The following is a 24,459-nucleotide window of genomic DNA, read 5'->3' on the forward strand; positions in this document are numbered from 1 at the left end:
GCCATGCCGGATCGATGTACACGCATTGCCGCGCTGAAAGCGGCGGTCGAACAACGCATCATTGTTCTGGATGGCCCCAAAGGCACGGAAATCCAGGGCAAGGGCTTGACCGAGGCGGATTTCCGCGGCAGCCGGTTTGCCGGACATGACCGCGATCTCAAGGGCAATAATGATATCCTCAATCTGACACGGCCGGATGTGATCGAGGCGATCCACCGCGACTATGCCGAGGCCGGGGCGGAAATCATCTCCACAAACTCCTTCAACGCCAATGCCATCAGTCAGGGCGAATATGGCCTGGCGGACGAAAGCTACGCCATCAACAAGGCGGCCGCCGCGGCCGCGCGCAAGGTCGCGGACGAATTTACCACGCCGGACCATCCGCGCTGGGTGGCCGGCGCAATCGGACCGACGAATGCCACACTCTCACTGTCGCCGGATGTGAACCAGCCGGAATACCGGGCCACGGATTTTGACCATATGGTCTGCGTGTATGCCGAAGCGGCGGCCGGTCTTGTTGATGGCGGTGCCGACTATCTGCTGATCGAGACCGTGTTCGACACGCTGAATGCCAAGGCCGCCATTGCCGCCGTTCTGGACCTTGAAAAAGCGCGCGGCGAACCGATACCGATGGCACTTTCCATGACCGTGGTTGACCGCTCGGGGCGCAATCTCTCCGGTCAGACGGTTGAGGCCTTCTGGGCCTCCATCCGGCATGCAAAGCCGCTCAGTGTCGGGCTCAATTGCTCCCTGGGGGCTGACCAGATGCGCACCTATGCCGCCGCACTGTCACGGGTTGCGGATACGCTCATCCATGCCTACCCGAATGCGGGGCTTCCCAATGATCTGGGCGGTTATGACGAACCGCCGGAAACGACCTCCGCCCATCTGGGCGAATGGGCAGGCTCGGGTCTGTTGAATATTGTCGGCGGCTGTTGCGGGACCACTCCGCAGCACACGCGCGCCATAGTAGAGGCCGTCTCGGGCGTACCGCCCCGCAAGCCCCTGACACACCCGCAGCATATGCTTTTGTCCGGTCTCGAGCCGTTCAGGCTGGCGTCATGAGTGCCGCCCAGTCCTTCATAAACATTGGTGAACGCACCAACGTCACCGGCTCGGCACGCTTCCGCAAGCTGATCACCGAGGGGGATTACAACGAAGCCCTCTCCGTGGCGCGGCAACAGGTCGAAAACGGCGCGCAGATCATCGACATCAATATGGATGAAGGCCTGCTGGATTCAAAAGCCGCCATGCGGACCTTCCTGCGCCTGATTGCCGGAGAGCCGGACATTGCCCGCGTGCCGGTGATGATAGATTCCTCCAGATGGGAGGTCATCGAGGAAGGGCTGAAAAACGTCCAGGGCAAGGCCATCGTCAATTCCATCAGCCTCAAGGAGGGTGAAGACCAGTTTCTGGAGCAGGCCCGCCTGGTCCAGCGCTATGGCGCCGCCGTCGTGGTCATGGCATTCGACGAATCCGGTCAGGCGGAAACCGCGGACCGCAAATTTGCAATCTGCCGGCGCGCTTACCGCCTGCTGGTCGATAAACTGGATTTCGAGCCCTCAGATATCATCTTCGATCCGAATATCTTTGCCGTCGCGACCGGCATTGCCGACCATAATGATTATGGCGTCGCCTTTATCGAAGCCACGCGCCGGATCCGGGCGGAACTGCCTCACGCCCATGTCTCGGGGGGTGTCTCCAACCTGTCTTTTTCCTTTCGCGGCAATGAGCCGGTCCGCCGCGCCATGCACTCGGTCTTTCTCTATCACGCCATTCAGGCCGGGCTCGACATGGCCATCGTCAATGCCGGCCAGCTCGACATCTATGATGATATTGACCCCGAACTTCGCGACGTGGTCGAGGATGTCATTCTGAACCGCAAGGCCGGCGCTTCCGAACGCCTGCTGGAGATGGCCGAACGCTATCGCGGCAGTGGTGAGGCCGCCGAGAAAGTTACGGCCGAATGGCGCGAATGGCCGGTTGCCAAACGTCTGGAACACGCGCTGGTCCGCGGCATTACGGACCATATCGACGAGGATACCGAGGAAGCGCGCCTCGCTTTTGATAAACCGCTCGAGGTTATTGAGGGGCCGCTGATGGACGGCATGAATGTCGTCGGCGATCTGTTCGGGGCCGGAAAGATGTTCCTGCCGCAAGTCGTCAAGTCCGCCCGCGTGATGAAGAAGGCTGTCGCCTGGCTGCTGCCATATCTGGAAGAGGAAAAGCGCCGGTCGGGGCTGGAAGGCCAGTCCAATGGCAAGATCGTCCTCGCCACGGTGAAGGGCGACGTCCATGATATCGGAAAGAATATTGTCGGCGTCGTGCTGCAGTGCAATGGCTATGAGATCGTCGATCTCGGCGTCATGGTGCCGGGCTCGACCATTCTCGAAACCGCTATCGCTGAAGGCGCCGACATTGTCGGACTGTCCGGCCTCATCACCCCGTCCCTTGACGAAATGGTCGATGTCGCCAGCGAGATGCAGCGCCTTGGTTTTGACCTGCCGCTGCTGATCGGCGGCGCCACTACGAGCCCGGCCCACACAGCGTTGCGGATCGAGCCCGCCTATTCCGGTGGTCCTGTCGTGCATGTAAATGATGCCAGCCGGGCCGTCGGGGTCGTCTCAAAGCTTCTATCGTCTGACCGGGAAGCCTACGCCAAGGGCGTCAGGGACGAGCTTGCCCGCATTCGTGAAGTGCGCGCCCGCACCCAGTCTGGCCGCAACCGGCTCTCGCTTGCAGACGCTCGCGCTAACGGCCGCGCCATTGAAACCCCGCCCGTTGCAGCTCCGAAAACTCCCGGCCTGACGGTGGTGGATGATGTCAGCGTCGCAGACCTTGTACCCTATATTGACTGGACGCCGTTTTTCATGAGTTGGGACATCAAGGGCGTCTATCCGCAAATCCTCGATGATCCCAATCGTGGAGAAGCGGCCCGCGCCCTGCTGTCCGATGGCAAGGCCATGCTCGACCGCATCATTGCCGAAAACTGGCTGCGGCCGCGCGGCGTGGCCGGTGTGTGGCCTGCCAATCGCGAGGGCGATGACATCACCGTCTGGACAGATGAAAGCCGGAGGGAAAAGCGCGCCAGCTTCTTTGGCCTGCGGCAGCAATCAGCCAAATCGAATGACCGGCCACACCTCTCGATCAGTGATTTTCTGGCGCCGGAAGGGGCAGACTGGATTGGCGGCTTTTGTGTCACCGCAGGCGATAATCCGGACATTATCGCGCAATTCCGGGCGGATAATGACGATTATTCTGCCATCATGTTCGCGGCCCTCTCCGACCGGATCGCCGAGGCACTGGCGGAATATCTGCACGAGCGCGTGCGCAAGGAAATCTGGGGGTATGTACCCGAGGAATCCCTTTCCTATGCCGATCTTATCCGGGAGGCCTATCAGGGCATCCGCCCGGCGCCCGGCTATCCCTCACAGCCCGACCACTCGGAAAAACTGACCCTGTTCGAATTGCTGGAGGCGCCTGCCACCTGCGGTGTCGAGCTCACAGAGAATTTCGCCATGACGCCGCCATCATCAGTCTCCGGCCTTTATCTGGCGCATCCGGACAGCGAATATTTCGTGGTCGGCCGCATCGGCGAGGACCAGGTCGCCGATTATGCGCGGCGCAAGGGCTGGACGCTGAAGCAGGCCGAAAAGGCACTGGCCCCCATCCTCGGATACGATCCGAAGACAGAGGCCAAGAAGGACGCGGCCTAGAACCGCCCTGTCTGGTAATCCAGCATCGCCTGGCGGACTTCGCCTTCCGTATTCATCACGAAAGGTCCGCCGCGAGCGACCGGTTCCCGCAAGGGTTTTGCCGCAATCAGCAACAGGCGCGCGCCATCCGGGCCCGCTTCCAGCCGCGTCAGGCTCCCCTCGCCCAGCACGCCCAGCTCGCCGCGATTGACGGCCATCGGTGCCTCGCTGCCGGTCCGCGGCAACAGGATGGCCCCGTCATGGACCGCAACGATGGCCGAATGATCCGCGGGCAACGGCTCTTCATAGACCGCGCCTGGTTCGAGATGGATTTCGGCGAAAAAGGGCTGAACCGTGATATTCTTCACCGGGCCCTCGACACCCGTCGACGTCGTCCCGGCAACGATTTTCGCCGCCGCGCCTTTGCGTGTATCGGTCGGGATCTGGTCGGCGCGGTATTCCTGATAGCCTGCGGGCTTCATTTTCTCCGCGCGCGGCAGATTGATCCACAACTGGAAGCCGGACATCAGCCCGTCCTCCTGTTCCGGCATTTCCGAATGGACGATACCACCGGCGGCCGTCATCCATTGCACACCGCCTTGCTCGATCACGCCTTCATGACCCTTATTGTCCTTGTGGCGCATACGGCCGGCAAACATGTAGGTCACGGTTTCAAAGCCGCGATGCGGATGCGGTGGGAAGCCGGCGAGATAATCATCCGGATTGTCGGAATGGAAATTGTCCAGCATCAGGAAAGGGTCGATTTGCGGCAGGCGCGGTGTGCCGAGCAAGCGGTTAAGCTTGACGCCCGCCCCGTCGCTGGCGGCCATGCCGGGTTCAAGATGTACAAGCGGTCTGATCGTTGTCATGTCAGGTCTCCTTTGCCGCCAATATGGGTTAGATAGCATTCAGCAATAGGCTGATCACCGAAAACCCCGTTTTTCCACGCTGGAAGCAATGGCGTCCTTTGGCAGTCTGGCTTACTATCCCGGCAATCAATAAGGGGAATCAGATGTTCAGGACATTTGGAACAGGCTTCATTTCACTTTTTGCACTGGCCGCTTGCGATAGCGCCGCCACGGATGCGCAACCCGCACCGGGATCGGTTCAGACGGATGTCGACATATCGTCCATTGCGGCAGATCTGACCGGTCAATCCTATACCCTTTCCGAGGAAATATTCGGCTATTTCCTGCCCTATGACGATGTCGCAATCGGTCCCATCCAGATGTCCAGCATCTCACTGGCCATGGATTGGGAAGTGGAAGCCTATATGAATGGCGAGCCGGATGCCTGGCCGCCCATAAGTGTGGGGTTTGATGACACGTCCAGCCCGACAGGCATCGGCGAGCTCGGAAATACCTATTACGAGGTCACCTACAGCCTTGCCCCCGAAATATTCCGCATATCCGATGAAGGCATGGCATTCGCGGGCCAGCACGAAGTGTTGGGCGAGATCCGGTTCGAGGGCCAGTGGCAGATGGACCAGATCCGGCAGATGATGAATGGCGATCCCAGCTCGTCTTCTGCGCTCACGGGTGATCTGAAAATCGGGGATGTCATCTTCGAGGGCGTCACTTTCCAGGGCTGGCTGGGGGATTAGGCGATTTCCGCCCCCCGCAAGTCCCAGTTTACGATTGGCTGGCGCGAGTGGATCGTGCTGCCGGAATTCGAGGATGCGCGCATCAAGGCCAAGATCGACACTGGCGCGCGCACGTCTGCCGTCCATGCATGGGACATCAAACCATTTGAAAAAGACGGTGTGAGATGGGTGCGGTTCGAACTGCATCCGCTGCAGAAGAATAATGCAAAGCGCATTTTCTGCGAAGCCCCGGTGGTGGATGAACGCATGATCCGGTCATCCAACGGTCAGATTTCAAAACGCTTCCTGATCCGGACCAGGCTGAAGCTGGGCAACCGGATCTGGCCCATTGACCTGACATTATCGCGGCGTGACGAGATGGGCTTTCGTATGCTACTGGGGCGCACGTCACTGAGTGGCCGAACGCTGATTGACCCGTCAGCTTCGTATCTCTGCGGCCGATAACCTTTTCATGCACGCCATAATTGAACAGAAGCCACCATTGGAAACGTCATGCGTCTAGCTCTTCTATGCCGGAACCCGGACCTCTATTCGCATCGGCGGCTTGTCGAGGCGGCGGAAGCCCGCGGCCATGAAATCGATGTGCTGGATACGCTGCGCATCTACATGAATATTACATCCCATCGTCCGGCCCTGCATTATCGTGGCGAAGAGCTTCCCAGATATGATGCTGTCATTCCGCGGATCGGCACATCCATTACTGCCTATGGCACAGCGGTTGTCCGCCAGTTTGAAATGACCGGTGCCTGGACGCTGGCTGAGTCCGTGGCCATCAACCGCTCTCGCGACAAGCTGCGTTCGCTGCAATTATTGTCCCGGGAAGGGATCGGCCTTCCGGTAACGGCCTTCGCCCACGACACGCGCCAACTGGATCACCTGCTCGAAATGGTGGGCGGCGAACCCGTCGTCATCAAACTGCTCGAGGGAACCCAGGGCGTCGGCGTGGTTCTTGCCGAGACACGCCGGTCGGCCAAATCGGTGATCGAGGCCTTCCGGGGGGCCAAGGTGAATATTCTGGTCCAGGAATTCATCAAGGAAGCCGGCGGGGCCGATATCCGCACCATCGTGGTCGGTGGCAAGGTTGTCGCCGCGATGAAACGCCAGGGCGGGGAGGGGGAATTCCGCTCCAACCTGCATCGCGGAGGCGGCGCATCGAAGATCAAGATTACGCCGGAAGAGCGGGCAACGGCTGTGCGTGCGGCCAAGATCATGGGCCTCCATGTCTGCGGCGTGGACATGTTGCGGTCCAATCACGGCCCGGTGGTGATGGAAGTCAATTCTTCGCCGGGGCTCGAAGGCATTGAAGGCGCAACAGGCTTTGACGTGGCCGGGCAGATCATTGATCTGATCGAGAAAACCGCCAAACCGGGAAAGACCAGAACGAAGGGCACGGGGTGAATCAGCCGCCATTTGAATTTGCCGGTCACTCGATCGCGCCGGGGACGCGCGCAAAAATAGAATTGCCGGTTGCGGTCCTGTCCGATCATACACCTGTCACCATGACGGTCATGATCATCCATGGCAGGAAGCCGGGGCCGACCGTCTTTGTGTCCGGCGCGATCCATGGCGACGAAATCATCGGCGTCGAAATCATTCGCCGTCTGGTCCGGACCAAACAGCTGAAATCACTGAGCGGCACGCTGATTTGTGTCCCCATTGTCAATACATTCGGATTCATCAATCATACCCGCTATCTGCCGGACCGGCGCGATTTGAACCGGTCCTTTCCGGGGGCCGCCAAGGGCTCGCTCGCCGCGCGTCTGGCAAAACTCTTCATGGCCGAGATCGTTGCGCGCTGTGATGTTGGCATTGATCTGCATTCGGCAGCAGAACACCGCGTCAACCTGCCCCAGATCCGGATTGACGGTGGGTCAAAGCGGGCGATGGAACTGGCGAAGGCCTTTGCCCCGCCGGTCATCATGGTATCGAAACTGCGCGACGGCTCCCTGCGGCATGCCGCGCGGGAACTGGGCAAGGATGTTCTGGTCTATGAGTGTGGTGAAGCCCTGCGGTTCGACGAAACTGCGCTGCGGATCGGCGTCACCGGCATTTTACGCGTTCTGCGGGAGGTCGGAATGATCCGCCAGGCGAAAGGTATTCGCTCGCCGCTCACGCCGGATATCAGCCAGTCATCCGAATGGGTCAGGGCACCCATGGGCGGTGTACTGCGCGCCTTTAAGACCATTGGTGCCTGGATCGAGGAAGGTGAAGTGATTGCCGCCCTGGCTGACCCTCTGGGCGACCGGGAGGTTGAAGTGCTCTCGCCTCTGACCGGCATCATTATCGGCCGGACCATGTTGCCGGTGATGAATGAAGGCGATGCGTTGTTTCACATAGCGGAAATCGTCAAGCCCCGGACAGAGGACGGTCACACCGGGCTGGAACAGGCCTTTGAAGGCCATCCCTTGTTCGACGAGGACGAAATACTCTAGCCAGAAAAGGTGCGCCCGCAGACGGGGCGCGTCTGCGGGCGGTATTCGGAAGCGGGCTTTAAGGACAGGGAAGGGACAGCCACACTCCCGTTTTCAATATGATCTGCCTCGCATCTAGTCGGGCATGATCACCTGATTGATGACGTGAATGACGCCATTGGATGCATCGACATCCGCAGAAATCACAGTGGCACCGTCAATCAGGACGGCGTCACCGGTGGCATCAATGTCTATGGTATCGCCCTGGACGGACGCGACAGACAGGGATTGCCCGGCCAGATCGCCCGCAAAGTATTCGCCCGGCACAACATGGTAGGTCAGAATGGAAACCAGCTGGTCACGGTTTTCCGGTTGCAGAAGTGTGTTGATCGTGTCTTCGCCAAGTGCGGCAAACGCTTCATCGGTTGGCGCGAAGACGGTGAACGGACCCTCGCCTTGCAGGGTTTCGACCAGGCCCGCAGCCTGAACGGCAGCGACGAGGGTGGTGAAGGAGCCGGCATTGATGGCGGTTTCGACAATGTCGTCCTGCATCGACGCATGATGGTCGACCTTGGCGGCGGCGGCTTGATCACCGGCGAAGGCCGGCGCGGCCAGAACAGCGGCGGCAGCGGCGGTTAGAAGAAGATTACGCATGAATAAAACTCCTGAGTTCGGGGGGACGGGGCCAACAGGCCCCCTGCCTCGACGCGTTAACGTCAGACATCCCTCTCTACGCAGGCTCAGCCGGTTCGGATTGCCGGATTAAACATGTTTAATAATAAGGGGTTCGAGGTAGAAATGCCCGGATTTCGCCCTAACAGGCCTTGCCGTAACCTCCGCCGCCGGGCGTTTCGATCTCGATGCGGTCGCCCGGATGAACCTGGATCGAAAACAGCCCTTCCAGACCTTCGCTTTTGCCATCCGCACGGATAACGCGCTGTGCACCACATTTCGCATCTCCGCCACCGGACAGTCCGGCGGGCGATTTGCGCCGGTGCGAAGACAACAGCGCCACGTCCATGGTTTCCAGAAATTCGAGGCACCGGACCGAGCCATTCCCGCCGGTATACTCACCCGTGCCGCCCGAGCCGGACCGTATACGGTGATGGATGACGCGCACCGGATAGCGCCGTTCCAGCACTTCCGGGTCCGTCATGCGCGAATTGGTCATATGGGTATGAATGGCGTCCGTTCCGGCAAAGCCGTCTCCCTCCGGACCGATGCCGGCTCCCGAGCCGCCGCAGATTGTCTCGTAATACTGGTGCCGTTCATTGCCGAACGTCAGATTGTTCATCGTCCCCTGGGCCGCGGCCATCCGGCCTGTTGCGGCAAAGAGGGCATCGACGACCATCTGGCTGGTTTCGACATTGCCGGCCACAACGGCGGCCGGGTATTGCGGATTCAGCAGGCAGCCCTCCGGGATGATCAACTCCAGAGGCTTGAGGCAGCCCTCATTAAGCGGGATCTGGTCGCCGACCAGACAGCGGAAAACATAGAGCACAGCCGCTCGCGCAACGCTGGACGGGGCATTGAAATTATTGGCAAGCTGCGCGCTCGTGCCGGTAAAATCGATGACGGCCGATCGCGCCGCCTTGTTCACACGGATGGCGACCTGGATCTGAGCGCCATCATCCATGCTGATGGTGGCGCTGCCATCATCCAGCGCTTCGATCACCCGCCTGACCGCCCGCTCGGCATTATCCTGGACATGGCCCATATAGGCCGCAACCACGTCCCGGCCGTGATCGGCCACCATGCGTTTCAACTCCGCTGCGCCTTTTGCACACGCCGCCAGCTGGGCTTTGAGATCGGCAATATTCTGGTCCGGATTGCGCGCCGGCCAGCGGCCGGCCGTCAGCGTATTGCGGACGGCATCAGTGTCGAACTGCCCTTTGCGCAGAATTAATTCGTTAGCAAAGGAAATGCCTTCTTCTTCGATGGAGGTTGAAAAAGGCGGCATGGAGCCGGGCGCTATGCCGCCGACATCGGCATGATGTCCGCGCGCCGCAACATAGAAGAGACGTTCCGCCGACAGCTCGTCATGCACCGGCACGACGACGGTGATGTCGGGTAAATGTGTGCCGCCCTCATAGGGCGCATTGACAGCGACAGCATCCCCCGGGCCAAGATCAGGATGAGCGGATGCGGCCGCTTTCACACTCGCCGACATCGAACCGAGATGCACCGGCATGTGCGGGGCATTGGCCACGAGACCGCCATCGGCATCAAAGACAGCACAGGAAAAATCCAGCCGCTCCTTCATGTTCACCGAGTGGGCGGTCCGCTCCAGCGTGACGCCCATCTGTTCTGCCACCGACATGAATCGCTTGTTGAAAAGCTCCAGCCGGACGGGATTGAGCGCCGTGTCGGCATCGCCGGTTTGGCCGCTGCCCTCATATTCCAGGACCAGCATGCCATCCGGCAGGCGCTTTGCCCGCCAGCCAGGGTCGACAATAATGGTCGAGTTGGGCTCGACGATGAGGGCCGGGCCCGCCAGTTGCGTACCCGCCGCCATTTCGTCCAGCCGGTAGACCGGCCAGTCCTGCCAACGTCCCTGATGAAAAACCCGGCGGGTCTCCGTGACCGCAATAGCCTCTCCGCCATGCGGCAGATCAATCATCCAGCCACTTGCCCCGGGAGGGTCCGCCTCGGCCTCTGCAGCGACCGACTCGATGATCAATTCGCCCTCCGGCACGAAGCCGAAAAGGCGCTCGTGAGCGGCCCGGAATCCGGTCTGCATGTCGGCCGCATCAGACAATGACACCGCAATGGCAGTATCAGAGCCCGACACACGCAAGCGCAGACGGCTTTTGACGCGGACCGTGTCAGCCTCTGCGCCCTGATCCAGCAAGGTGGAGCGGGCCGTCTCGCCCAGCTGGCGGGCGGTCATGCACGCCGCATCGAAGGCAGCGTCAAACGCATCCTCGACGGCCGCCTCGCGGGTTTCCCGAAGCTCGGCCAGGCCAATCCCGAGCGCCGACAACAGCCCGGCATAGGGGTGGATCAGGACGGTTGTCATACCGATGGCTTCGGCGACTTTGCAGGCATGCTGTCCGCCCGCGCCGCCAAAGGCGGAAAGCGCATAGCGGGCAGGGTCCACACCTTCGCCTATGGAGATCTGCTTGATCGCCTGCGCCATGTTTTCCACCGCAACGGCGAGGAAGCCCTCGGCGGCATTTTCAGCCGACCCCAGCCCGGTCTGGCGCGCCAGCGCATCGAGCGCCTTGCGGCTGGCCGGCAGATCAAGGGCAGACCGCCCGTCTTCCCCGAAAGTCCGCGGGAAGTGACATGGCTGGATGCGGCCCAGCACGATATTGGCGTCCGTCACAGTGGCCGGCCCGCCGCGTCCATACCCTGCCGGGCCGGGCAGGGCGCCTGCACTGTCGGGGCCGACGCGCGTGCGTTCACCATCAAAACTCAGGACAGAGCCACCTCCGGCAGCAACCGTATGCACCGCCAGCATGGGCGCGCGCAGACGCTGGCCGGCGATTTTCGCTTCGCTGACACGGGCGTATTGATCCCCGTCATAGCGGGAGACGTCCGTGGAGGTTCCGCCCATATCAAACCCGATGACACGCGGATAACCGGCCGCCTGCGCCGTCTTCGCCATCCCCGCCACACCGCCAGCCGGCCCTGACAGAACGGCATCCCGTGCCGCGAACTGGTCCGCTGATGTCAGCCCCCCGGAGGATTGCATGAAATACAGCGGTGCCCCTTCCATCCGGCTCGCAACCCTGCCGGCATAGTCGCGGAGCACCGGCGTCAGATAGGCATCCAGCACGGCTGTTGAGGCACGCGGTACAATCTTGACCAGAGGGCTGGCCTCGCTCGAGCAGATGATGGTTTCGAACCCGGCTTCCAACGCCAGGGAAGCAATATATTTCTCATGTGAAGTATTTGCATAGGAATGCATCAGAGCGATTGCACAGGTGCGCGCGCCCTTGGTTTTTGCGGCGGCAAGCGCGCCCCGGAGCGCTTCTGCGTCAACGGGCCGGATCTCCCTGCCGTCGGGATCCATCCGCGCCGTTGTGGTGACGATGTGGTGGTGCAGGGGCGAGGGCCGGTCAATCGCCATGGCAAAGATGTCTGGTCGGGTCTGATCGCCGATGACCAGCAAATCCTCAAACCCTTCCGTGACCAAAAAGCAGGTCTCGGCACCCTTTCGCTCCAGCAGGGCATTGGTGGCCACTGTTGTGCCCATTTTCACGGCATTTATCTGCGCCGCCGGGATCGCCTCATCAGGCGAAAGGCCCAGCATGCGGCGGACGCCTTCTGAGGCGGCATCGGGATAGTCCGGGCTCTCCGACAACAGCTTGAGCGCCTGTAATCGGCCATCAGGCCGGCGCGCAATCACGTCCGTAAATGTGCCGCCGCGATCAATCCAGAATTCCCAGGTGCCTGACACGCCTTCTATTCCCCAGCCAGCGGCGTTACATGGAGAGACGGAGACTAGACTCATGGGCTTCTGGCGCAAGCTGACAGACTTCATTACCGGTGAGCCCGACCCCTTTGATTGCGAGGGCGAGGATTGCGGCCCCGGCCACCGCGTCGATGATGCGGATTTTGCCATCGCCCTGATCGGTCTGGGCGCGAAGATGGCAAAGGCGGACGGCGTGGTCACGCGCAATGAAATCGCCGCTTTCCAGCAGGTCTTCCGCGCGCCGCCTGACGGGGCCGAGGTTTTGACGCGGGTCTTTAATCTCGCCAAGGAAACCACGCTGGGATTTGACGGCTATGCCCGGCGGCTGGCGCGCCGCTTCCGCCAGCACCCGGCAGTGCTGGAGGATGTACTCGACGGCCTGTTCCACATCGCCAAGGCGGACGGGGCCGTCACAGAGGACGAACTCATTTATCTGCAAACCGTTGCCGAGATTTTCGGCTTCACAGCGCGGGAATTCCGGCGCATGCGCATGTCGCATGGGCTGGTCGATTCCAGTGATCCCTATGTCATTCTGGACGTCAATCCCGATGCGGATGACGAGGAATTGAAGCGCGCTTATCGCCGCATGGCCGCCCGAAACCATCCTGACGCCTTGATGGCGCGTGGTGTTCCGGCAGAATTGCAACGCCTTGCTGTGGATAAAATGGCGGCGATTAATGCCGCCTATGCCGCAGTGAGGGACGAAAGGGCCGCAGAATCCCGCTGAATAATTTGGTCCAGGTCATTGACCTTGGCCGCATTGGCCCCGAAATTGTAAGCAAGACGTTAATGCATCAATCGATGTGTGAGATGTGCCGAAAGAGGCGAACATGACCCAGACACAGACATTCCGATTCCCCCACACGGCCGGAAACTGGCTGCGGGCTCTTATCGCCGCCGTCCTCGCGGTTGCCTTTGCCGGTCTGGTATTGATGTTTGCTGCCATATTCGCTGCGGCCGCACTGGTGGTGATTGGCGCTGCGATGCTCGCCGGGGGGGCGTGGTGGCTGTGGCGCAAGGTTCGCGGACGCAATCAGCAAGCCGAAGATGATGGAATCACGGTGCTGGTGGCCAGGCGTGGACCGTCCGGCTGGACCGTAGACGGCGAGTCCGACCCCCGCGGCTGATTCAGAAACATTCCGTCACTTGGTGAGTTCATGAATGCGGTCTAATCCGCTGCAATGAATTTACGCGACCTTTCCGCCTTCATCGCTGTCTGCCTGTTCTGGGGCCTTAATTTCGTTGTCGCAAAATTCGCGATCACGGGCGTGCCAGGCTGGATGCCCGGCTTTGACGGCGTGCCGCCCATTGCCTTCGCCTTCCTGCGCTTTCTCGCGCTTGCGATCGTATTATTCCCGTTCCTGCGTCCGCTACCCAAACAATGGGGCATTCTGATCCTCGTCGCCATGGGCATGGGGTGTGTGCAATATGCTTTCATCTTCATCGGATTGCAGACTGCCACCCCCTCCGGCATGGCCCTCGTGCTGCAAAGCGGCGTGCCGTTCGTGACCTTGCTGTCGGTTGTGTGGCTGAAGGAAAAGATCGGCTGGGCCCGGGGCACCGGCACGGCTCTGGCCATTGCCGGTGTGGTGCTCGTCGTCGCTGACCCGGCGGAGTTCACCCTGGCGATTGGCCTGCTCTACGGTCTCGGCGCGGCATTCGTGGCCTCGGTGGCCATGATACTGATCCGCCGGATCGATATGAAACCCTTGCGCCTGCAGGCCTGGATCGGCCTGTTGTCCACACCGGTGCTCTTCATCGGCACCGCAGCCTTTGAAACCGGACAGGCTGAGGCCGTCATCTCCGGTGGCTGGATGTTTGCGGCGGCGCTGGCCTTCACCGTGCTTCTGGTGAATGTCTATGGCCATGGTGTCTTCTACTTCGTGCTGCAGAAATACGAAACGACCCTGGTCGCGCCCCTGACCCTGCTGGCACCGCTGATCGGCGTGGTCTCGGGCATACTGTTGACGGGCGATCCCTTCGGATGGAGGCTGGCGGTCGGCGGTATGCTGACTTTGATCGGAGCAGGCATTGTCGCGTCCCGTCCCAACCGGCAATTGCCGGACGCTGCACTGGTACGCGAGGAATCGCTTTGAATATCATCGAGGCACCGTCACCCAATTTCAATGAACGGACCCGGCCGGTCAGCCTGATCGTCCTGCATTACACCGGCATGGAAAGTGGCAAGGCAGCGCTGGAACGGATGCGCGATCCCGAATCAAAGGTTTCGGCTCACTACATGGTGGAAGAAGACGCACGCGTCTTTCGACTGGTCGATGAGGACAAGCGTGCCTGGCATGCCGGCGTCTCCGAATGGGCGGGAGAGACCGACATCAATTCGCTTTCCATAGGCATCGAAATCGTCAATGGCGGTCACGATTTCGGCCTGCCGGATTACCCGGATCGTCAGATTCATGCTGTTATTTCGCTTGTGAAAGAATTGATGGTCCGGCATGACATCCCTCCCCATCGCGTGGTCGGGCATTCCGATATTGCCCCGGGCCGCAAGCAGGATCCGGGCGAGAAATTTCCCTGGCCACTCCTGTCCGAGGCCGGATGCTCGATCTTCCCGAAGGTTCTCATTGAGGCCGGTGATGCCGTCGAGCAGCTGGCGGCCATCGGCTACGGGTTTGATGCCGGCGAGACGGCAGTGATCAAGGCCTTCCAGCGCCGCTTCCGCCCGCAATGCGTGGACGGTCAGCTCGACGTTGAGACGAAAGCGCTCATCCACGCTGTGGCCGGCCTTTCACGGCAAGCTTGACCGCTTCCCGGAAAACACCCACATAGATCGCGATCAGGCGGCCGGGCGGCCGCTCTTGCGAGGCCCGAAAGGGCGCAAGGGAGGAAAGTCCGGGCTCCGGAAAGGCAAGGTGCCAGGTAACGCCTGGCGGGGGTGACCCCAGGGATAGCGCCACAGAGAACAGACCGCCCGCCATAGCTTTAGCGACGGCGGGTAAGGGTGAAACGGTGCGGTAAGAGCGCACCGCCCCGACCGTAAGGAAGGGGGCACGGCAAGCCCCACCTGGAGCAAGACCGAATAGGGATGGATGCGGGTTAAACCGCACGCACGCCTTGCTGCGCCATCCGGGTAGGTCGCGTCAGGCCCGTCGTGAGGCGGGTCGCAGAGGAATGGTCGCCGCGTTCTTTCCGTCATGGAAAGAATGGCACAGAACCCGGCTTACAGGCCGCCTGATCATACTTTTCCACAAGCTTTCCACAGATATGTTCTTTATCTGTTCTTTTGCTGCGCTGCAGCAGGGCGCGCCATTACTTGTCTCGCCACAGAAAAAATGGCGAAAATGCGCCTTTCTCCATTGTTTCCCATGAAATCCCATGTTATCCCATTATTAACCGCTAGGCGTCTGCGGGCAGGGGAGATCGTCGTGTTTGTGTCCACCGCTACCAATGGAATTGATGCCAAGGGCCGTGTCTCGGTCCCGGCCGGATTCCGTTCGAATGTAAGCGGTGGACCTTTCGACGGGATTTACGTCTGGCCCAGTTTTGACGGCCCCTGGCTGGAGGGCGGCGGTCAGGCGCTGATGGATGATTATCTCGAAATGATCGAGGCCATGGATCCCTATGACGAGGCACGCCAGGCGCTGGAGCAGTCCATTTTCGGCGCGGCCCGCACCCTGTCTTTTGATGCAAATGGCCGCATAACCCTGCCGAAAGACCTGGCCGAACATGCCGGGCTCGACGGCAAGGCGACTTTTGTCGGTCTCGGCCGCCGGTTTGAAATCTGGAATCCCGACAGCCATGCCCGCCGCGCCACCAGCGCTCGGGCTTTCGCCAAAGAGAACAAATTAAAGCTGCGCCGCCCTTCGCGCATGACGGAGGCCGGCTAATGAACCATGTGCCCGTTATGCTTGATGAGGTTCTGACCGCGCTCGCGGCGCGGGGCGGGGCGATCTATATCGATGGCACATTCGGGGCAGGTGGATATTCACGCGCCATATTGTCGGCTGCCGATTGCCGGGTCATCGGCATCGACCGCGATCCTGCGGTCCGGCCCGTTGGCGACGATCTCAAGCGGGCATCCGGCGGCCGGTTTGTGCTGGTTGAGGCGCCTTTCTCCGCCATGCGGGATGTCGTCGCCGAGGCCGGTGGCCACCTGGTCGACGGCATTGTGCTGGATCTGGGCGTATCATCGATGCAGCTGGATCAGGCCGAGCGTGGATTCTCGTTCGCGAAATCCGGCCCGCTCGATATGCGGATGAGCGGCAAGGGACCATCCGCGGCCGACGCAATAGCCCGGCTGACCGAAAAAGAACTGGCCGATATCTTCTATATCTACGGTGAAGAGAAAAAGTCGCGCCGGGTCGCGGCGGCGATTGTGCGGGAACGCGCCGAAAACCCGTTCACGACCACCGATCATCTGGCGTCCGTCGTGGCAAAGGCGGTTGGCGGCAAGCACACCAAGACACATCCGGCCACACGGACATTCCAGGGATTGCGTATTTTCGTCAATGACGAACTCGGCGAACTCGTTCGTGCGCTCAGCGCCGCCGAGCAGCTCCTCTCGCCGCTGGGCCGGCTGGTGATTGTGACCTTCCATTCGCTGGAAGACCGGATCGTCAAGACTTTCCTGCGGGCCCGCGCGGGTCTGAATGCCGGAGGGTCCCGCCACATGCCTGAAATCGAGCGTGGACCTGAACCTTCCTTCCGTCTCCTCACCCGCAAGGCTATCGAGCCTTCGGCTGAGGAGATTAACGTTAATCCCCGCGCCCGCTCGGCCAAATTGCGCGCTGCCATCCGCACCGAAGCGCCGGCATGGCCGATAGATATTTCGCTTTTCCCGAACGCGCCGTCCCTGTCACGGCTGGAGGCTTCCTCATGATACGTGCTCTCAACGTGCTCGCTTTCATCGTCGCATCCGTGCTGGCCATCGCGCTCTATATCGCAAAGACGGAGGCGCAGGAGGCGCGCCAGCGTCTCGTGGAAATCCGCTCCGAGCTGGCGGAAGAGCGGCGCCAGATCAATGTGCTCAATGTCGATATTGCTCACCTTGAAGATCCCGACCGGCTGCGGGCTCTGGCGCGGCAGTATCTTGGCTTTGAGCCACTGGACCCGCGTCGCGAAGTCGCCATGTCCGATCTGCCTCTGCTGGTCGAAACGCCGGCCCGCCCCTATGCCGCCATTGGCGAAATCCCCAACGGGACCGCCGTCCATGAGGCCGGGGGGCCGCGATGATCAGCCGCCTCTGGCCCAGGCGGAAAAGTCCGCCCCGGTTTGAGTCCTATGCCGACAGCGCGCCGCTACCTGAAGCCGCGCCCGACAATCTGACGCGGGTACTCCGTATCGAGAATGAAGATGCCTCTATTATGGAGGATGCCCGCCGCCGGATGGCGGTTATCGGCTTTGCGATGGTAATTGCCTTCGCCGCGCTGGGTATCCGCGCCATTGATCTGGCCTTCTCTGGAGGAGAAGCGGCTGCCGCGCCGCCAGTGCTGGCGGAAGTGCGCCGCGGTGATCTGGTTGACCGTAACGGACAGGTGCTGGCGACAACGCTCGAAACCTGGTCCCTCTTTGCCGATCCGCAACTCGTCTGGGATGCACGGGAAACCGCCGAGGCTTTGGTCACTGTCCTGCCCGGCCTTGATGTCGATGAACTCACGGCGGATCTGTCATCGCGCCGGCGTTTCGTCTGGATCCAGCGCAATCTGACTCCGCGCCAGCGCCAGGCTGTTTTCTCGCTGGGTCAGCCCGGCCTTGAATTCCGCACCGAGCCCAGCCGCGTCTATCCCCGTGGCCGGCTCGCTGCGCATGCGGTCGGCCATGCCGGCCGTGATATGACGGGCCTGGCCGGGGCCGAGCAGGCATTCAATCTCGCCCTCTCCAATGACGGCGGACGCCCGGTAGCCCTCTCCATTGATATGGGTGTCCAGTTCCATGTCGATGAAGTGTTGCGCCGCTACATGGCGGAATTCCAGGCCATTGCCGCAACCGGCATTGTCATGGATGTCGACACCGGAGAAATCCTCAGCCTTGTTTCGCTGCCCGACTTTGACCCCAATCAGGCCGGAACAGCCAGCGCTGATGAGCGTCTGAACCGTGCCCTCCAGGCCCGCTATGAAATGGGTTCGACCTTCAAGGCCTTCACCGTCGCGCTGGCGCTGGAGAGCGGCATCGCCGAACCCGGGGAAACCTTCGATGCAACAGCGCCATTGCAGATCGGCGGCTATACCATCGAGGACTTCCACGCCGAGAACCGTGCGCTGACGCTGGAAGAGATATTTACCCACTCCTCGAATATCGGCTCGTCCCGCATCGCGCTTGAAGCCGGCGCGGACCGTCAACGGGATCTTCTGGGCCGGCTTCGCCTGCTGGAGCGCGCACCGATCGAACTGGCAGAAAGCGCCACGCCGCTCCTTCCGCAGCGCTGGGGCCCAACCGAGACCGCAACCATTTCTTATGGCCATGGCATTGCTGTCAGCCCGCTTGCGGTCGCGTCGGCATTCGCGGCCATCGCGAATGGCGGCACTTATGTGCGGCCGACCCTGCGGCCGGTGCGGCCGGATGAAACCGTTGCCGGTGAACGCGTCCTCGCGCCGGAAGTGGCGCAGAGCGTGCTCACCATGATGCGGGATGTTGTCGAAAACGGGACGGGCAGCCGGGCCGATGCACCGGGATTCCGCGTGGCCGGTAAAACCGGGACGGCGGAGAAACCCGGCCGCGGCGGCTATGATGAGGACCGTCTGATCTCGTCCTTTTCGGCCGTCTTCCCCTATGATGATCCGCAATATGTTGTGCTGGTCATTCTGGATGAGCCGCAGGGAACGGCCGCCACCTACGGGTATGCAACCGGCGGGTGGACGGCGGCCCCTGCAGCAGGCGAAATCATAACGCGCATCGCATCGATTCTGGGTGTGGAACAGCAGGATGATCCGCTGACCCGCTCGGCGCTGGTGCGGGCGGCATTGACGCCCGATCCTGAACCCGTGGTGAGAACAGCCCAGTGAAGCTCTCTGATCTGATATCTCCGGATCACTGCTCCGGACCGGATGCGGAAATCACCGGACTGACGCTCGACAGCCGGGCGGTACAGCCCGGTTTTCTGTTTGCCGCCTTGCCGGGGCTTCATGTTCACGGCCGGGATTTCATACCGCAAGCCGTAAAGGCGGGGGCAGCGGCCATATTGACGGAGCCTGGCATTGATACGGGCAGCGTTCCGGCCATACATGATGCGGATGCGGCCGGGCGATTTGGCAGACTGGCCGCGCGCTTCTATCCGCGTCAGCCGGAAGTGATCGCAGCGGTCACAGGCACGAATGGCAAAAGCTCGACGGTTGATTTCCTGCGTCAGATCTGGCGCGGTGCCGGGATTGACGGCGCCAGCCTTGGCACGCTGGGTGTGGCGCGGGGTGAAGGCTGGGTCGAGACCGGCTATACGACGCCGGACGCAGCCGCCGTCCACAAGGCGCTGGATGCGCTCGCCGCGGACAATTGCACACATCTGGCCATGGAAGCCTCCAGCCATGGACTCAAGCAAAAACGCATGGACGCCGTCCGGGTCACATTGACGGGCTTCACCAATCTCACTCAGGACCATCTCGACTACCATCCGGATTTTGACGACTATTTCGCTAGCAAACTCAAGCTGTTCCTGGAGATTGCTCCGTCCGGATCGCCGTCCATCATCAATGTCGATTCGGAATGGGGCGAGGCCGTAGCAGACAAATGCGCGGCCCGGGGTCTCGACGTCATTCAGGTCGGGTGGCGCGGCCGCGACTGGCGCATTCGCGAGATCACGCCAAAAGCGGCCATTCAGCAGATCACGCTTGAAGTGAACGGCCAGACGAAGCGTATAGAATTGCCCCTGGTGGGGGAATTCCAGGTTGCCAATGCGGTCGGCGCAGCGGCCATGGCCGCCCACTCCGGGGTTTCTCAAGATGACGCCATTGCGGCAATCGCCCGGCTGCAGGGCGTGCCCGGGCGGCTGGAGCTGGCGGCAAAAACCGCTGCGGGTTGTCCGGTTCTCGTTGATTTTGCCCACACACCGGACGGACTCGACAAGCTGATCCGGGCGGCGCGCCCTCACACCCGCGGCCGTATCTTCATCGTGTTCGGATGCGGCGGCGACCGAGATCCGACCAAGCGCAAACCGATGGGAGAAATCGCCGTGAAGCTGGCGGATCATGTCATCGTCACGGACGACAATCCGCGCTCGGAAAAGGCCGCCGATATTCGCGCAAAAATCATGGAAGGCGCCATCGGCGCGGAAGAAATTGGTGACCGCGCGGAGGCTATCCGCGCCGCATTGCGTCAGATGAAAGCCGGCGACACGCTCCTGCTGGCCGGCAAGGGACACGAGACCGGCCAGAAAATCGGCGATGTCATCCATCCTTTCGATGACCGCGAGGAAGCCCGAAAGGCGGTCGCCGGAATGGAGGGCGGCAATGGCTGAACCGCTCTGGACAGCCCGCGAGGCGGCCGCGGCAGTATCTGGCCAGTTGATCGACCGGCAGGACTGGACCGCCAGCGGCATTTCCATTGATACGCGTAGCCTGAAGCCGGGCGACCTGTTCGTTGCACTGCAGGACCAGCGCGACGGACATGATTTTGTGCCCGATGCCATGGCCAGAGGCGCAGCAGCGGCGCTGGTTTCCAATCCCGATTGCGGTCCCGGAGCGAAACTGGTCGTCGGTGACACGCTGGACGGCTTGCGCGGGCTGGCCCGCGCTGCCCGGGAGCGCAGCCCGGCCGTGCGTGTTGCGGTTACCGGCAGCGTCGGAAAGACCAGCGTCAAGGAAGCCCTCGCTGCCGTTTTCCGGAGCGTGGGCACATCCCACGCATCACAGAAATCCTATAACAATCATTGGGGTGTGCCGCTGACGCTGGCAATGATGCCGAAATCGGCCGAGCGGGCGGTTTTTGAAATGGGTATGAACCATGCCGGGGAGATAAGGGAGCTTTCAACCCTGGTCCGCCCGCATGTGGCGCTGATCACCAAGATCGCGCCGGCTCATCTGGAAAACCTCGGATCAATGGAGGCCATTGCAGACGCCAAGTCTGAAATTTTCGAAGGCCTGCACCCGGACGGTGTCGCCGTTTTTCCGGCAGACGATGAATTTACGTCGCGTCTCGCCGGACACGCCGGACAAAGCGCTGCCGCTTTCATGCTGGAATTCGGAACCGCCGCGCACGCCGCCGTCCGTATCCTCGATTTCGAAACCGGTCCGGAAGGGGGCAGGGGACGCATCAGCGTGCTGGGCAAGGAGATCAGCTTCGCCATTGCGGCCCGGGGGGATCACTGGGCCTGGAATGCGGCGGCGATTTTTGCCACCGCCATCGCCGCAGGGGTCGATGCCGAAGCAACCGCCGATGCACTGGCACAGCTGACAGCCGGGGCTGGCCGCGGGGCCATCCGCCAAATTCCGCTCCGGAATGGCTACTTCACGCTCATAGACGACAGTTATAATGCCAATCCGGCCTCCATGCGCGCCGGTCTGTCCATTCTGGGATCGGCCGAGCCGGAGAGCGGCCGCCGCATCGCCATTCTCGGCGAAATGCTGGAACTCGGCCCGGATTCACCTGCGCTTCACGCTTCGCTGGCAGACCCGGTCAGCCAGGCCCGCGCGGATGCTGTTTTCCTCGCGGGGAAGGGGAATATTCCCTTGCGGGACGCCTTGCAGGTCGGCCGGTTGGCGGCCTATGCCGACACGGCCGATGAGCTGCTGGATCTGGTCGCAGGATTTGTGGCACCGGGCGATGTGGTGTTTGTGAAGGGATCAAATGCATCGGGTGTTCACAGAATCGCCCGAATGCTCGCCGAAGACGATCTTGGCGCTCGGGGACAGGGATAGATATTCGACATGCTGGAATGGCTGCTGCTGCCTTACGCCGAAGACATCACGCTCTTCAATCTTCTCAATTACATCACCTTCCGTACCGGCGGGGCACTGATGACCGCTCTGGTGATCGCCATTTTCGGCGGTGCGCCCTTCATCCGCTGGCTGAAGAAAAAGCAGCGGGAAGGCCAACCCATCCGCGAGGACGGGCCGGAACGCCATGTCATCGAGAAAGCCGGCACGCCGACGATGGGCGGTTTCCTGATTCTGGTCGGAATTGTCGTTGGCACCCTGCTCTGGGGAGATCTGACCAATCAGTATCTTTGGGTCGTGATGTTTGTCACGGTTGGCTATGGCGCGATCGGTTTTGTCGACGACTACCGCAAGGTCACACAACGCTCGACAGCGGGTCTGTCCGGCAAGGCCAAGCTGTTGCTTCAATTCGTAATTGGCGGCATTGCGGTCTGGTGGATGACGAACCTTCTGGGGCAGGCACCGGGTGTGCCGGACGGCTTCGCGACCTCGGTTGCCGTGCCCTTTTTCAAGGACGTCCTGATCCCGCTGGGCTTCGGGCTTTTTCTGGTCTTCGGGACGCTGGTTATCGCTTTTGCCTCCAATGCCGTGAATCTGACGGACGGCCTCGACGGCCTGGCCATTGTTCCGGTGATGATTGCGGCCGCGAGTTTCGGTTTTATCGCCTACATCGTCGGAAATGCGATTTTTGCCGACTATCTGCAGCTCAATTTCACGCCCGGAACAGGCGAGCTTGCCGTCTTCTGTGGCGCTCTGCTCGGCGCGTCTCTGGGGTTTCTCTGGTTCAATGCCCCGCCCGCCATGGTGTTCATGGGCGATACCGGCTCGCTGTCGCTCGGCGGGGCGCTGGGCACGATTGCAGTCGCGGTCAAGCATGAAGTCGTGCTTGCCATTATCGGCGGGCTGTTCGTGCTTGAGGCCGTTTCGGTGATGGTGCAGGTCGCCAGCTTCAAGATGTTTGGAAAACGTGTCTTCAGAATGGCGCCGATCCACCACCATTTCGAGAAGATGGGCTGGCAGGAACCGACCATTGTCGTCCGTTTCTGGATCATCGCGGTCATTCTGGCCCTGATCGGGCTGTCGACGCTGAAACTTCGATAGGCTGAATGATCCCGGTCCCCGGATATGAAGGCCAGGCCGTCGCCGTCTTCGGACTGGGCCGGACCGGCATAACCGCGGCGCGTGCATTGATCGCAGGCGGTGCAAGAGTGCTGATCTGGGATGACAATGCGGAATCCCGCACACGGGCGCAGGCGGCCGGCCTTGAACTTACGGACCTTGATCGCGCGGATTGGGACAGCATTGCCGCACTGGTCTTGTCGCCCGGCGTGCCGCTGACCCATCCCGAGCCACATCGCTTCGTGATCCGGGCCCGAGAGCTCGGAGTGTCCGTGATCGGCGACATGGAATTGTTTGCCATCGCCATGCAGGCCCTGCCGCAAGAGCGCCGCCCGTCGATCATCGGCATCACCGGCACCAACGGAAAATCCACCACGACCGCCCTGATCGGACATATTCTGAGGAAAGCCGGGCGGGATGTTCGGGTGGGCGGTAATATTGGCGACGCTGTCCTCGGTCTCGAGCCACCCCGCGCGCAAACGGTTTTCGTGCTGGAATTATCCTCCTACCAACTCGACCTGGTGCACTCGCTCCGTTGCGATGTCGCGATCTGGCTGAATCTGACCGAGGATCATATCGACCGTCATGGCGACATGGCGGGTTACAAGGCCACGAAATTCCGGATTTTTGCGCATCAGACCCGTGATGATCTGGCCGTCATCGGTGTCGACGATGATCCCTCATCCGCGGTGATGAACCGTTTGAAGGCGGAGCATGTACAGCAAGTGACGGCGATTTCCTCCGGGCGCGCGCTTAGCCGGGGCGTTTATGCCCTTGGCGGGAAGCTGTTTGATGCCACTGGCAAAAGCTGCGTCGAGATCATGGACCTCGCCTCTGTTGCCGGTCTGCCGGGAAATCATAATGCCCAGAATATTGCGGCCGCTTATGCCGCTGTTCGTCATCTTGGAGTCGAACCGGATCAGATTGCTGCTGCGATCCAGAGCTTTCCCGGGCTGGCCCACCGGCTCGAACTTTCCGGCACATACAAGGGCATCCGCTTCTTCAACGATTCCAAGGCCACAAATGCCGATGCTGCGGCCAAGGCTCTGGCCAGTTTCGACAATATCTACTGGATCGCCGGAGGGCGGAAAAAGGAAGGCGGGATTGGTTCACTCGCCCGTTATTTCCCGCGTATCGCCAAGGCCTATCTGATCGGTGAAGCCGCTGGTGAGTTCGCATCGACTCTGGGTTCGGCCGTTCCGCATGAAACCGCAGGCACGCTCGAGAATGCACTCGGCCTCGCGCTTCGTGATGCCAGTTCCGGCGGCCGCACAGCGCCGGTCATTCTTCTTTCACCTGCATGCGCGAGCTTTGACCAATTCAGGGATTTCGAGCATCGCGGAGACGTTTTCCGGACGCTGGTCCAGTCCCGGATCGGAAAACCGTAAGA

At 61.2% G+C, this 24,459-nt stretch carries 21 protein-coding genes and 1 other RNA gene; 19 read left to right on the forward strand and 3 right to left on the reverse strand.

Features of this window, described 5'->3' with window-relative positions:
• The first annotated feature begins 3 nt into the window (after positions 1-3).
• Together DBR16_RS03290 and metH are read left to right on the forward strand one after the other, a co-directional pair.
• Positions 4-1,065, forward strand: coding sequence for a homocysteine S-methyltransferase family protein (locus DBR16_RS03290; protein ID WP_109259789.1), 1,062 nt, complete (start codon positions 4-6; stop codon positions 1,063-1,065).
• Positions 1,062-3,716 (forward strand): methionine synthase, encoded by a 2,655-nt coding sequence (gene metH, locus DBR16_RS03295; RefSeq protein ID WP_109259790.1) that lies wholly within the window; start codon positions 1,062-1,064, stop codon positions 3,714-3,716. Before DBR16_RS03290 ends, metH begins: the two co-directional genes overlap by 4 nt.
• On the opposite strand, the gene DBR16_RS03300 is transcribed toward metH, so the two are convergent.
• The gene (locus tag DBR16_RS03300) at positions 3,713-4,564 is read right to left on the reverse strand and encodes a pirin family protein (protein ID WP_109259791.1); all 852 of its coding nucleotides are present in this window, start codon (positions 4,562-4,564) and stop codon (positions 3,713-3,715) included. The two genes, metH and DBR16_RS03300, sit on opposite strands and share 4 nt — an antisense overlap.
• A 143-nt stretch (positions 4,565-4,707) precedes the next feature.
• Between DBR16_RS03300 and DBR16_RS03305 the strand changes: the two genes are divergently transcribed.
• From DBR16_RS03305 to DBR16_RS03320, 4 genes are read left to right on the forward strand one after another with little or no spacing between them, the layout of a single operon-like run.
• Entirely contained in the window at positions 4,708-5,298 is a 591-nt protein-coding gene (locus DBR16_RS03305; protein ID WP_109259792.1) for a hypothetical protein, read from the forward strand.
• 3 nt (positions 5,299-5,301) lie between these two features.
• Positions 5,302-5,742: an ATP-dependent zinc protease family protein gene (locus DBR16_RS03310; protein ID WP_109259793.1), complete on the forward strand. Its 441-nt coding sequence runs from the start codon at positions 5,302-5,304 to the stop codon at positions 5,740-5,742.
• Positions 5,743-5,790: 48 nt separating this feature from the next.
• The gene (gene rimK, locus DBR16_RS03315; protein WP_109259794.1) at positions 5,791-6,696 is read left to right on the forward strand and encodes a 30S ribosomal protein S6--L-glutamate ligase; all 906 of its coding nucleotides are present in this window, start codon (positions 5,791-5,793) and stop codon (positions 6,694-6,696) included.
• Positions 6,693-7,730 (forward strand): succinylglutamate desuccinylase/aspartoacylase family protein, encoded by a 1,038-nt coding sequence (locus DBR16_RS03320; RefSeq protein WP_109259795.1) that lies wholly within the window; start codon positions 6,693-6,695, stop codon positions 7,728-7,730. Before rimK ends, DBR16_RS03320 begins: the two co-directional genes overlap by 4 nt.
• A gap of 114 nt (positions 7,731-7,844) precedes the next feature.
• On the opposite strand, the gene DBR16_RS03325 is transcribed toward DBR16_RS03320, so the two are convergent.
• Entirely contained in the window at positions 7,845-8,363 is a 519-nt protein-coding gene (locus DBR16_RS03325; protein WP_109259796.1) for a fasciclin domain-containing protein, read from the reverse strand.
• 160 nt (positions 8,364-8,523) lie between these two features.
• Positions 8,524-12,168, reverse strand: coding sequence for a hydantoinase B/oxoprolinase family protein (locus tag DBR16_RS03330; RefSeq protein WP_109259797.1), 3,645 nt, complete (start codon positions 12,166-12,168; stop codon positions 8,524-8,526).
• Between DBR16_RS03330 and DBR16_RS03335 the strand changes: the two genes are divergently transcribed.
• From DBR16_RS03335 to murD, 13 genes are all read left to right on the forward strand, one after another.
• On the forward strand, positions 12,167-12,856 hold the full coding sequence (locus DBR16_RS03335) for a molecular chaperone DjiA (protein WP_109259798.1): 690 nt from the start codon (positions 12,167-12,169) through the stop codon (positions 12,854-12,856). The genes DBR16_RS03330 and DBR16_RS03335 overlap by 2 nt on opposite strands.
• Positions 12,857-12,959: 103 nt before the next feature.
• Complete coding sequence (locus DBR16_RS03340; RefSeq protein ID WP_109259799.1) at positions 12,960-13,256, forward strand: hypothetical protein; 297 nt, start codon at positions 12,960-12,962, stop codon at positions 13,254-13,256.
• A gap of 54 nt (positions 13,257-13,310) precedes the next feature.
• On the forward strand, positions 13,311-14,225 hold the full coding sequence (locus tag DBR16_RS03345; protein WP_109259800.1) for a DMT family transporter: 915 nt from the start codon (positions 13,311-13,313) through the stop codon (positions 14,223-14,225).
• Positions 14,222-14,890: an N-acetylmuramoyl-L-alanine amidase gene (locus tag DBR16_RS03350; protein WP_109259801.1), complete on the forward strand. Its 669-nt coding sequence runs from the start codon at positions 14,222-14,224 to the stop codon at positions 14,888-14,890. The genes DBR16_RS03345 and DBR16_RS03350 overlap by 4 nt, the downstream gene beginning before the upstream one ends.
• A 33-nt stretch (positions 14,891-14,923) precedes the next feature.
• An RNA gene (gene rnpB / locus DBR16_RS03355) (RNase P RNA component class A) lies at positions 14,924-15,326 on the forward strand.
• A gap of 186 nt (positions 15,327-15,512) precedes the next feature.
• Positions 15,513-15,974 (forward strand): division/cell wall cluster transcriptional repressor MraZ, encoded by a 462-nt coding sequence (locus DBR16_RS03360; RefSeq protein WP_109259802.1) that lies wholly within the window; start codon positions 15,513-15,515, stop codon positions 15,972-15,974.
• A complete protein-coding gene (gene rsmH, locus DBR16_RS03365; RefSeq protein ID WP_109259803.1) occupies positions 15,974-16,966 on the forward strand; it encodes a 16S rRNA (cytosine(1402)-N(4))-methyltransferase RsmH in 993 nt (330 codons plus the stop codon). Before DBR16_RS03360 ends, rsmH begins: the two co-directional genes overlap by 1 nt.
• Positions 16,963-17,319, forward strand: a complete 357-nt coding sequence (gene ftsL / locus DBR16_RS03370; RefSeq protein ID WP_109259804.1) for a cell division protein FtsL — start codon at positions 16,963-16,965, stop codon at positions 17,317-17,319. Before rsmH ends, ftsL begins: the two co-directional genes overlap by 4 nt.
• A complete protein-coding gene (locus tag DBR16_RS03375) occupies positions 17,316-19,088 on the forward strand; it encodes a peptidoglycan D,D-transpeptidase FtsI family protein (protein WP_109259805.1) in 1,773 nt (590 codons plus the stop codon). Before ftsL ends, DBR16_RS03375 begins: the two co-directional genes overlap by 4 nt.
• Positions 19,085-20,533 carry a UDP-N-acetylmuramoyl-L-alanyl-D-glutamate--2,6-diaminopimelate ligase gene (locus DBR16_RS03380; protein WP_109259806.1) on the forward strand — a complete coding sequence of 483 codons (1,449 nt, stop codon included), beginning with the start codon at positions 19,085-19,087 and terminating at the stop codon, positions 20,531-20,533. Before DBR16_RS03375 ends, DBR16_RS03380 begins: the two co-directional genes overlap by 4 nt.
• Entirely contained in the window at positions 20,526-21,932 is a 1,407-nt protein-coding gene (locus tag DBR16_RS03385; RefSeq protein WP_109259807.1) for a UDP-N-acetylmuramoyl-tripeptide--D-alanyl-D-alanine ligase, read from the forward strand. Before DBR16_RS03380 ends, DBR16_RS03385 begins: the two co-directional genes overlap by 8 nt.
• A gap of 9 nt (positions 21,933-21,941) precedes the next feature.
• Positions 21,942-23,051, forward strand: coding sequence for a phospho-N-acetylmuramoyl-pentapeptide-transferase (gene mraY / locus DBR16_RS03390; RefSeq protein ID WP_109259808.1), 1,110 nt, complete (start codon positions 21,942-21,944; stop codon positions 23,049-23,051).
• A gap of 5 nt (positions 23,052-23,056) precedes the next feature.
• Positions 23,057-24,457, forward strand: a complete 1,401-nt coding sequence (murD, locus tag DBR16_RS03395) for a UDP-N-acetylmuramoyl-L-alanine--D-glutamate ligase (protein WP_109259809.1) — start codon at positions 23,057-23,059, stop codon at positions 24,455-24,457.
• Positions 24,458-24,459 lie beyond the last annotated feature (2 nt).

The organism is Hyphobacterium indicum (assembly GCF_003129605.1).
Taxonomy (GTDB): domain Bacteria; phylum Pseudomonadota; class Alphaproteobacteria; order Caulobacterales; family Maricaulaceae; genus Hyphobacterium; species Hyphobacterium indicum.

Bases quoted from the DNA above. Each gene is read 5' to 3' on its own strand.
- DBR16_RS03290 (WP_109259789.1), top strand. From the start codon at position 4: ATGCCGGATCGATGTACACGCATTGCCGCGCTGAAAGCGGCGGTCGAA.
- metH (WP_109259790.1), top strand. From the start codon at position 1,062: ATGAGTGCCGCCCAGTCCTTCATAAACATTGGTGAACGCACCAACGTC.
- DBR16_RS03300 (WP_109259791.1), bottom strand. From the start codon at position 4,564: ATGACAACGATCAGACCGCTTGTACATCTTGAACCCGGCATGGCCGCC.
- DBR16_RS03305 (WP_109259792.1), top strand. From the start codon at position 4,708: ATGTTCAGGACATTTGGAACAGGCTTCATTTCACTTTTTGCACTGGCC.
- rimK (WP_109259794.1), top strand. From the start codon at position 5,791: ATGCGTCTAGCTCTTCTATGCCGGAACCCGGACCTCTATTCGCATCGG.
- DBR16_RS03325 (WP_109259796.1), bottom strand. From the start codon at position 8,363: ATGCGTAATCTTCTTCTAACCGCCGCTGCCGCCGCTGTTCTGGCCGCG.
- DBR16_RS03335 (WP_109259798.1), top strand. From the start codon at position 12,167: ATGGGCTTCTGGCGCAAGCTGACAGACTTCATTACCGGTGAGCCCGAC.
- DBR16_RS03330 (WP_109259797.1), bottom strand. From the start codon at position 12,168: ATGAGTCTAGTCTCCGTCTCTCCATGTAACGCCGCTGGCTGGGGAATA.
- DBR16_RS03340 (WP_109259799.1), top strand. From the start codon at position 12,960: ATGACCCAGACACAGACATTCCGATTCCCCCACACGGCCGGAAACTGG.
- DBR16_RS03345 (WP_109259800.1), top strand. From the start codon at position 13,311: ATGAATTTACGCGACCTTTCCGCCTTCATCGCTGTCTGCCTGTTCTGG.
- rsmH (WP_109259803.1), top strand. From the start codon at position 15,974: ATGAACCATGTGCCCGTTATGCTTGATGAGGTTCTGACCGCGCTCGCG.
- ftsL (WP_109259804.1), top strand. From the start codon at position 16,963: ATGATACGTGCTCTCAACGTGCTCGCTTTCATCGTCGCATCCGTGCTG.
- DBR16_RS03375 (WP_109259805.1), top strand. From the start codon at position 17,316: ATGATCAGCCGCCTCTGGCCCAGGCGGAAAAGTCCGCCCCGGTTTGAG.
- DBR16_RS03385 (WP_109259807.1), top strand. From the start codon at position 20,526: ATGGCTGAACCGCTCTGGACAGCCCGCGAGGCGGCCGCGGCAGTATCT.
- mraY (WP_109259808.1), top strand. From the start codon at position 21,942: ATGCTGGAATGGCTGCTGCTGCCTTACGCCGAAGACATCACGCTCTTC.
- murD (WP_109259809.1), top strand. From the start codon at position 23,057: ATGATCCCGGTCCCCGGATATGAAGGCCAGGCCGTCGCCGTCTTCGGA.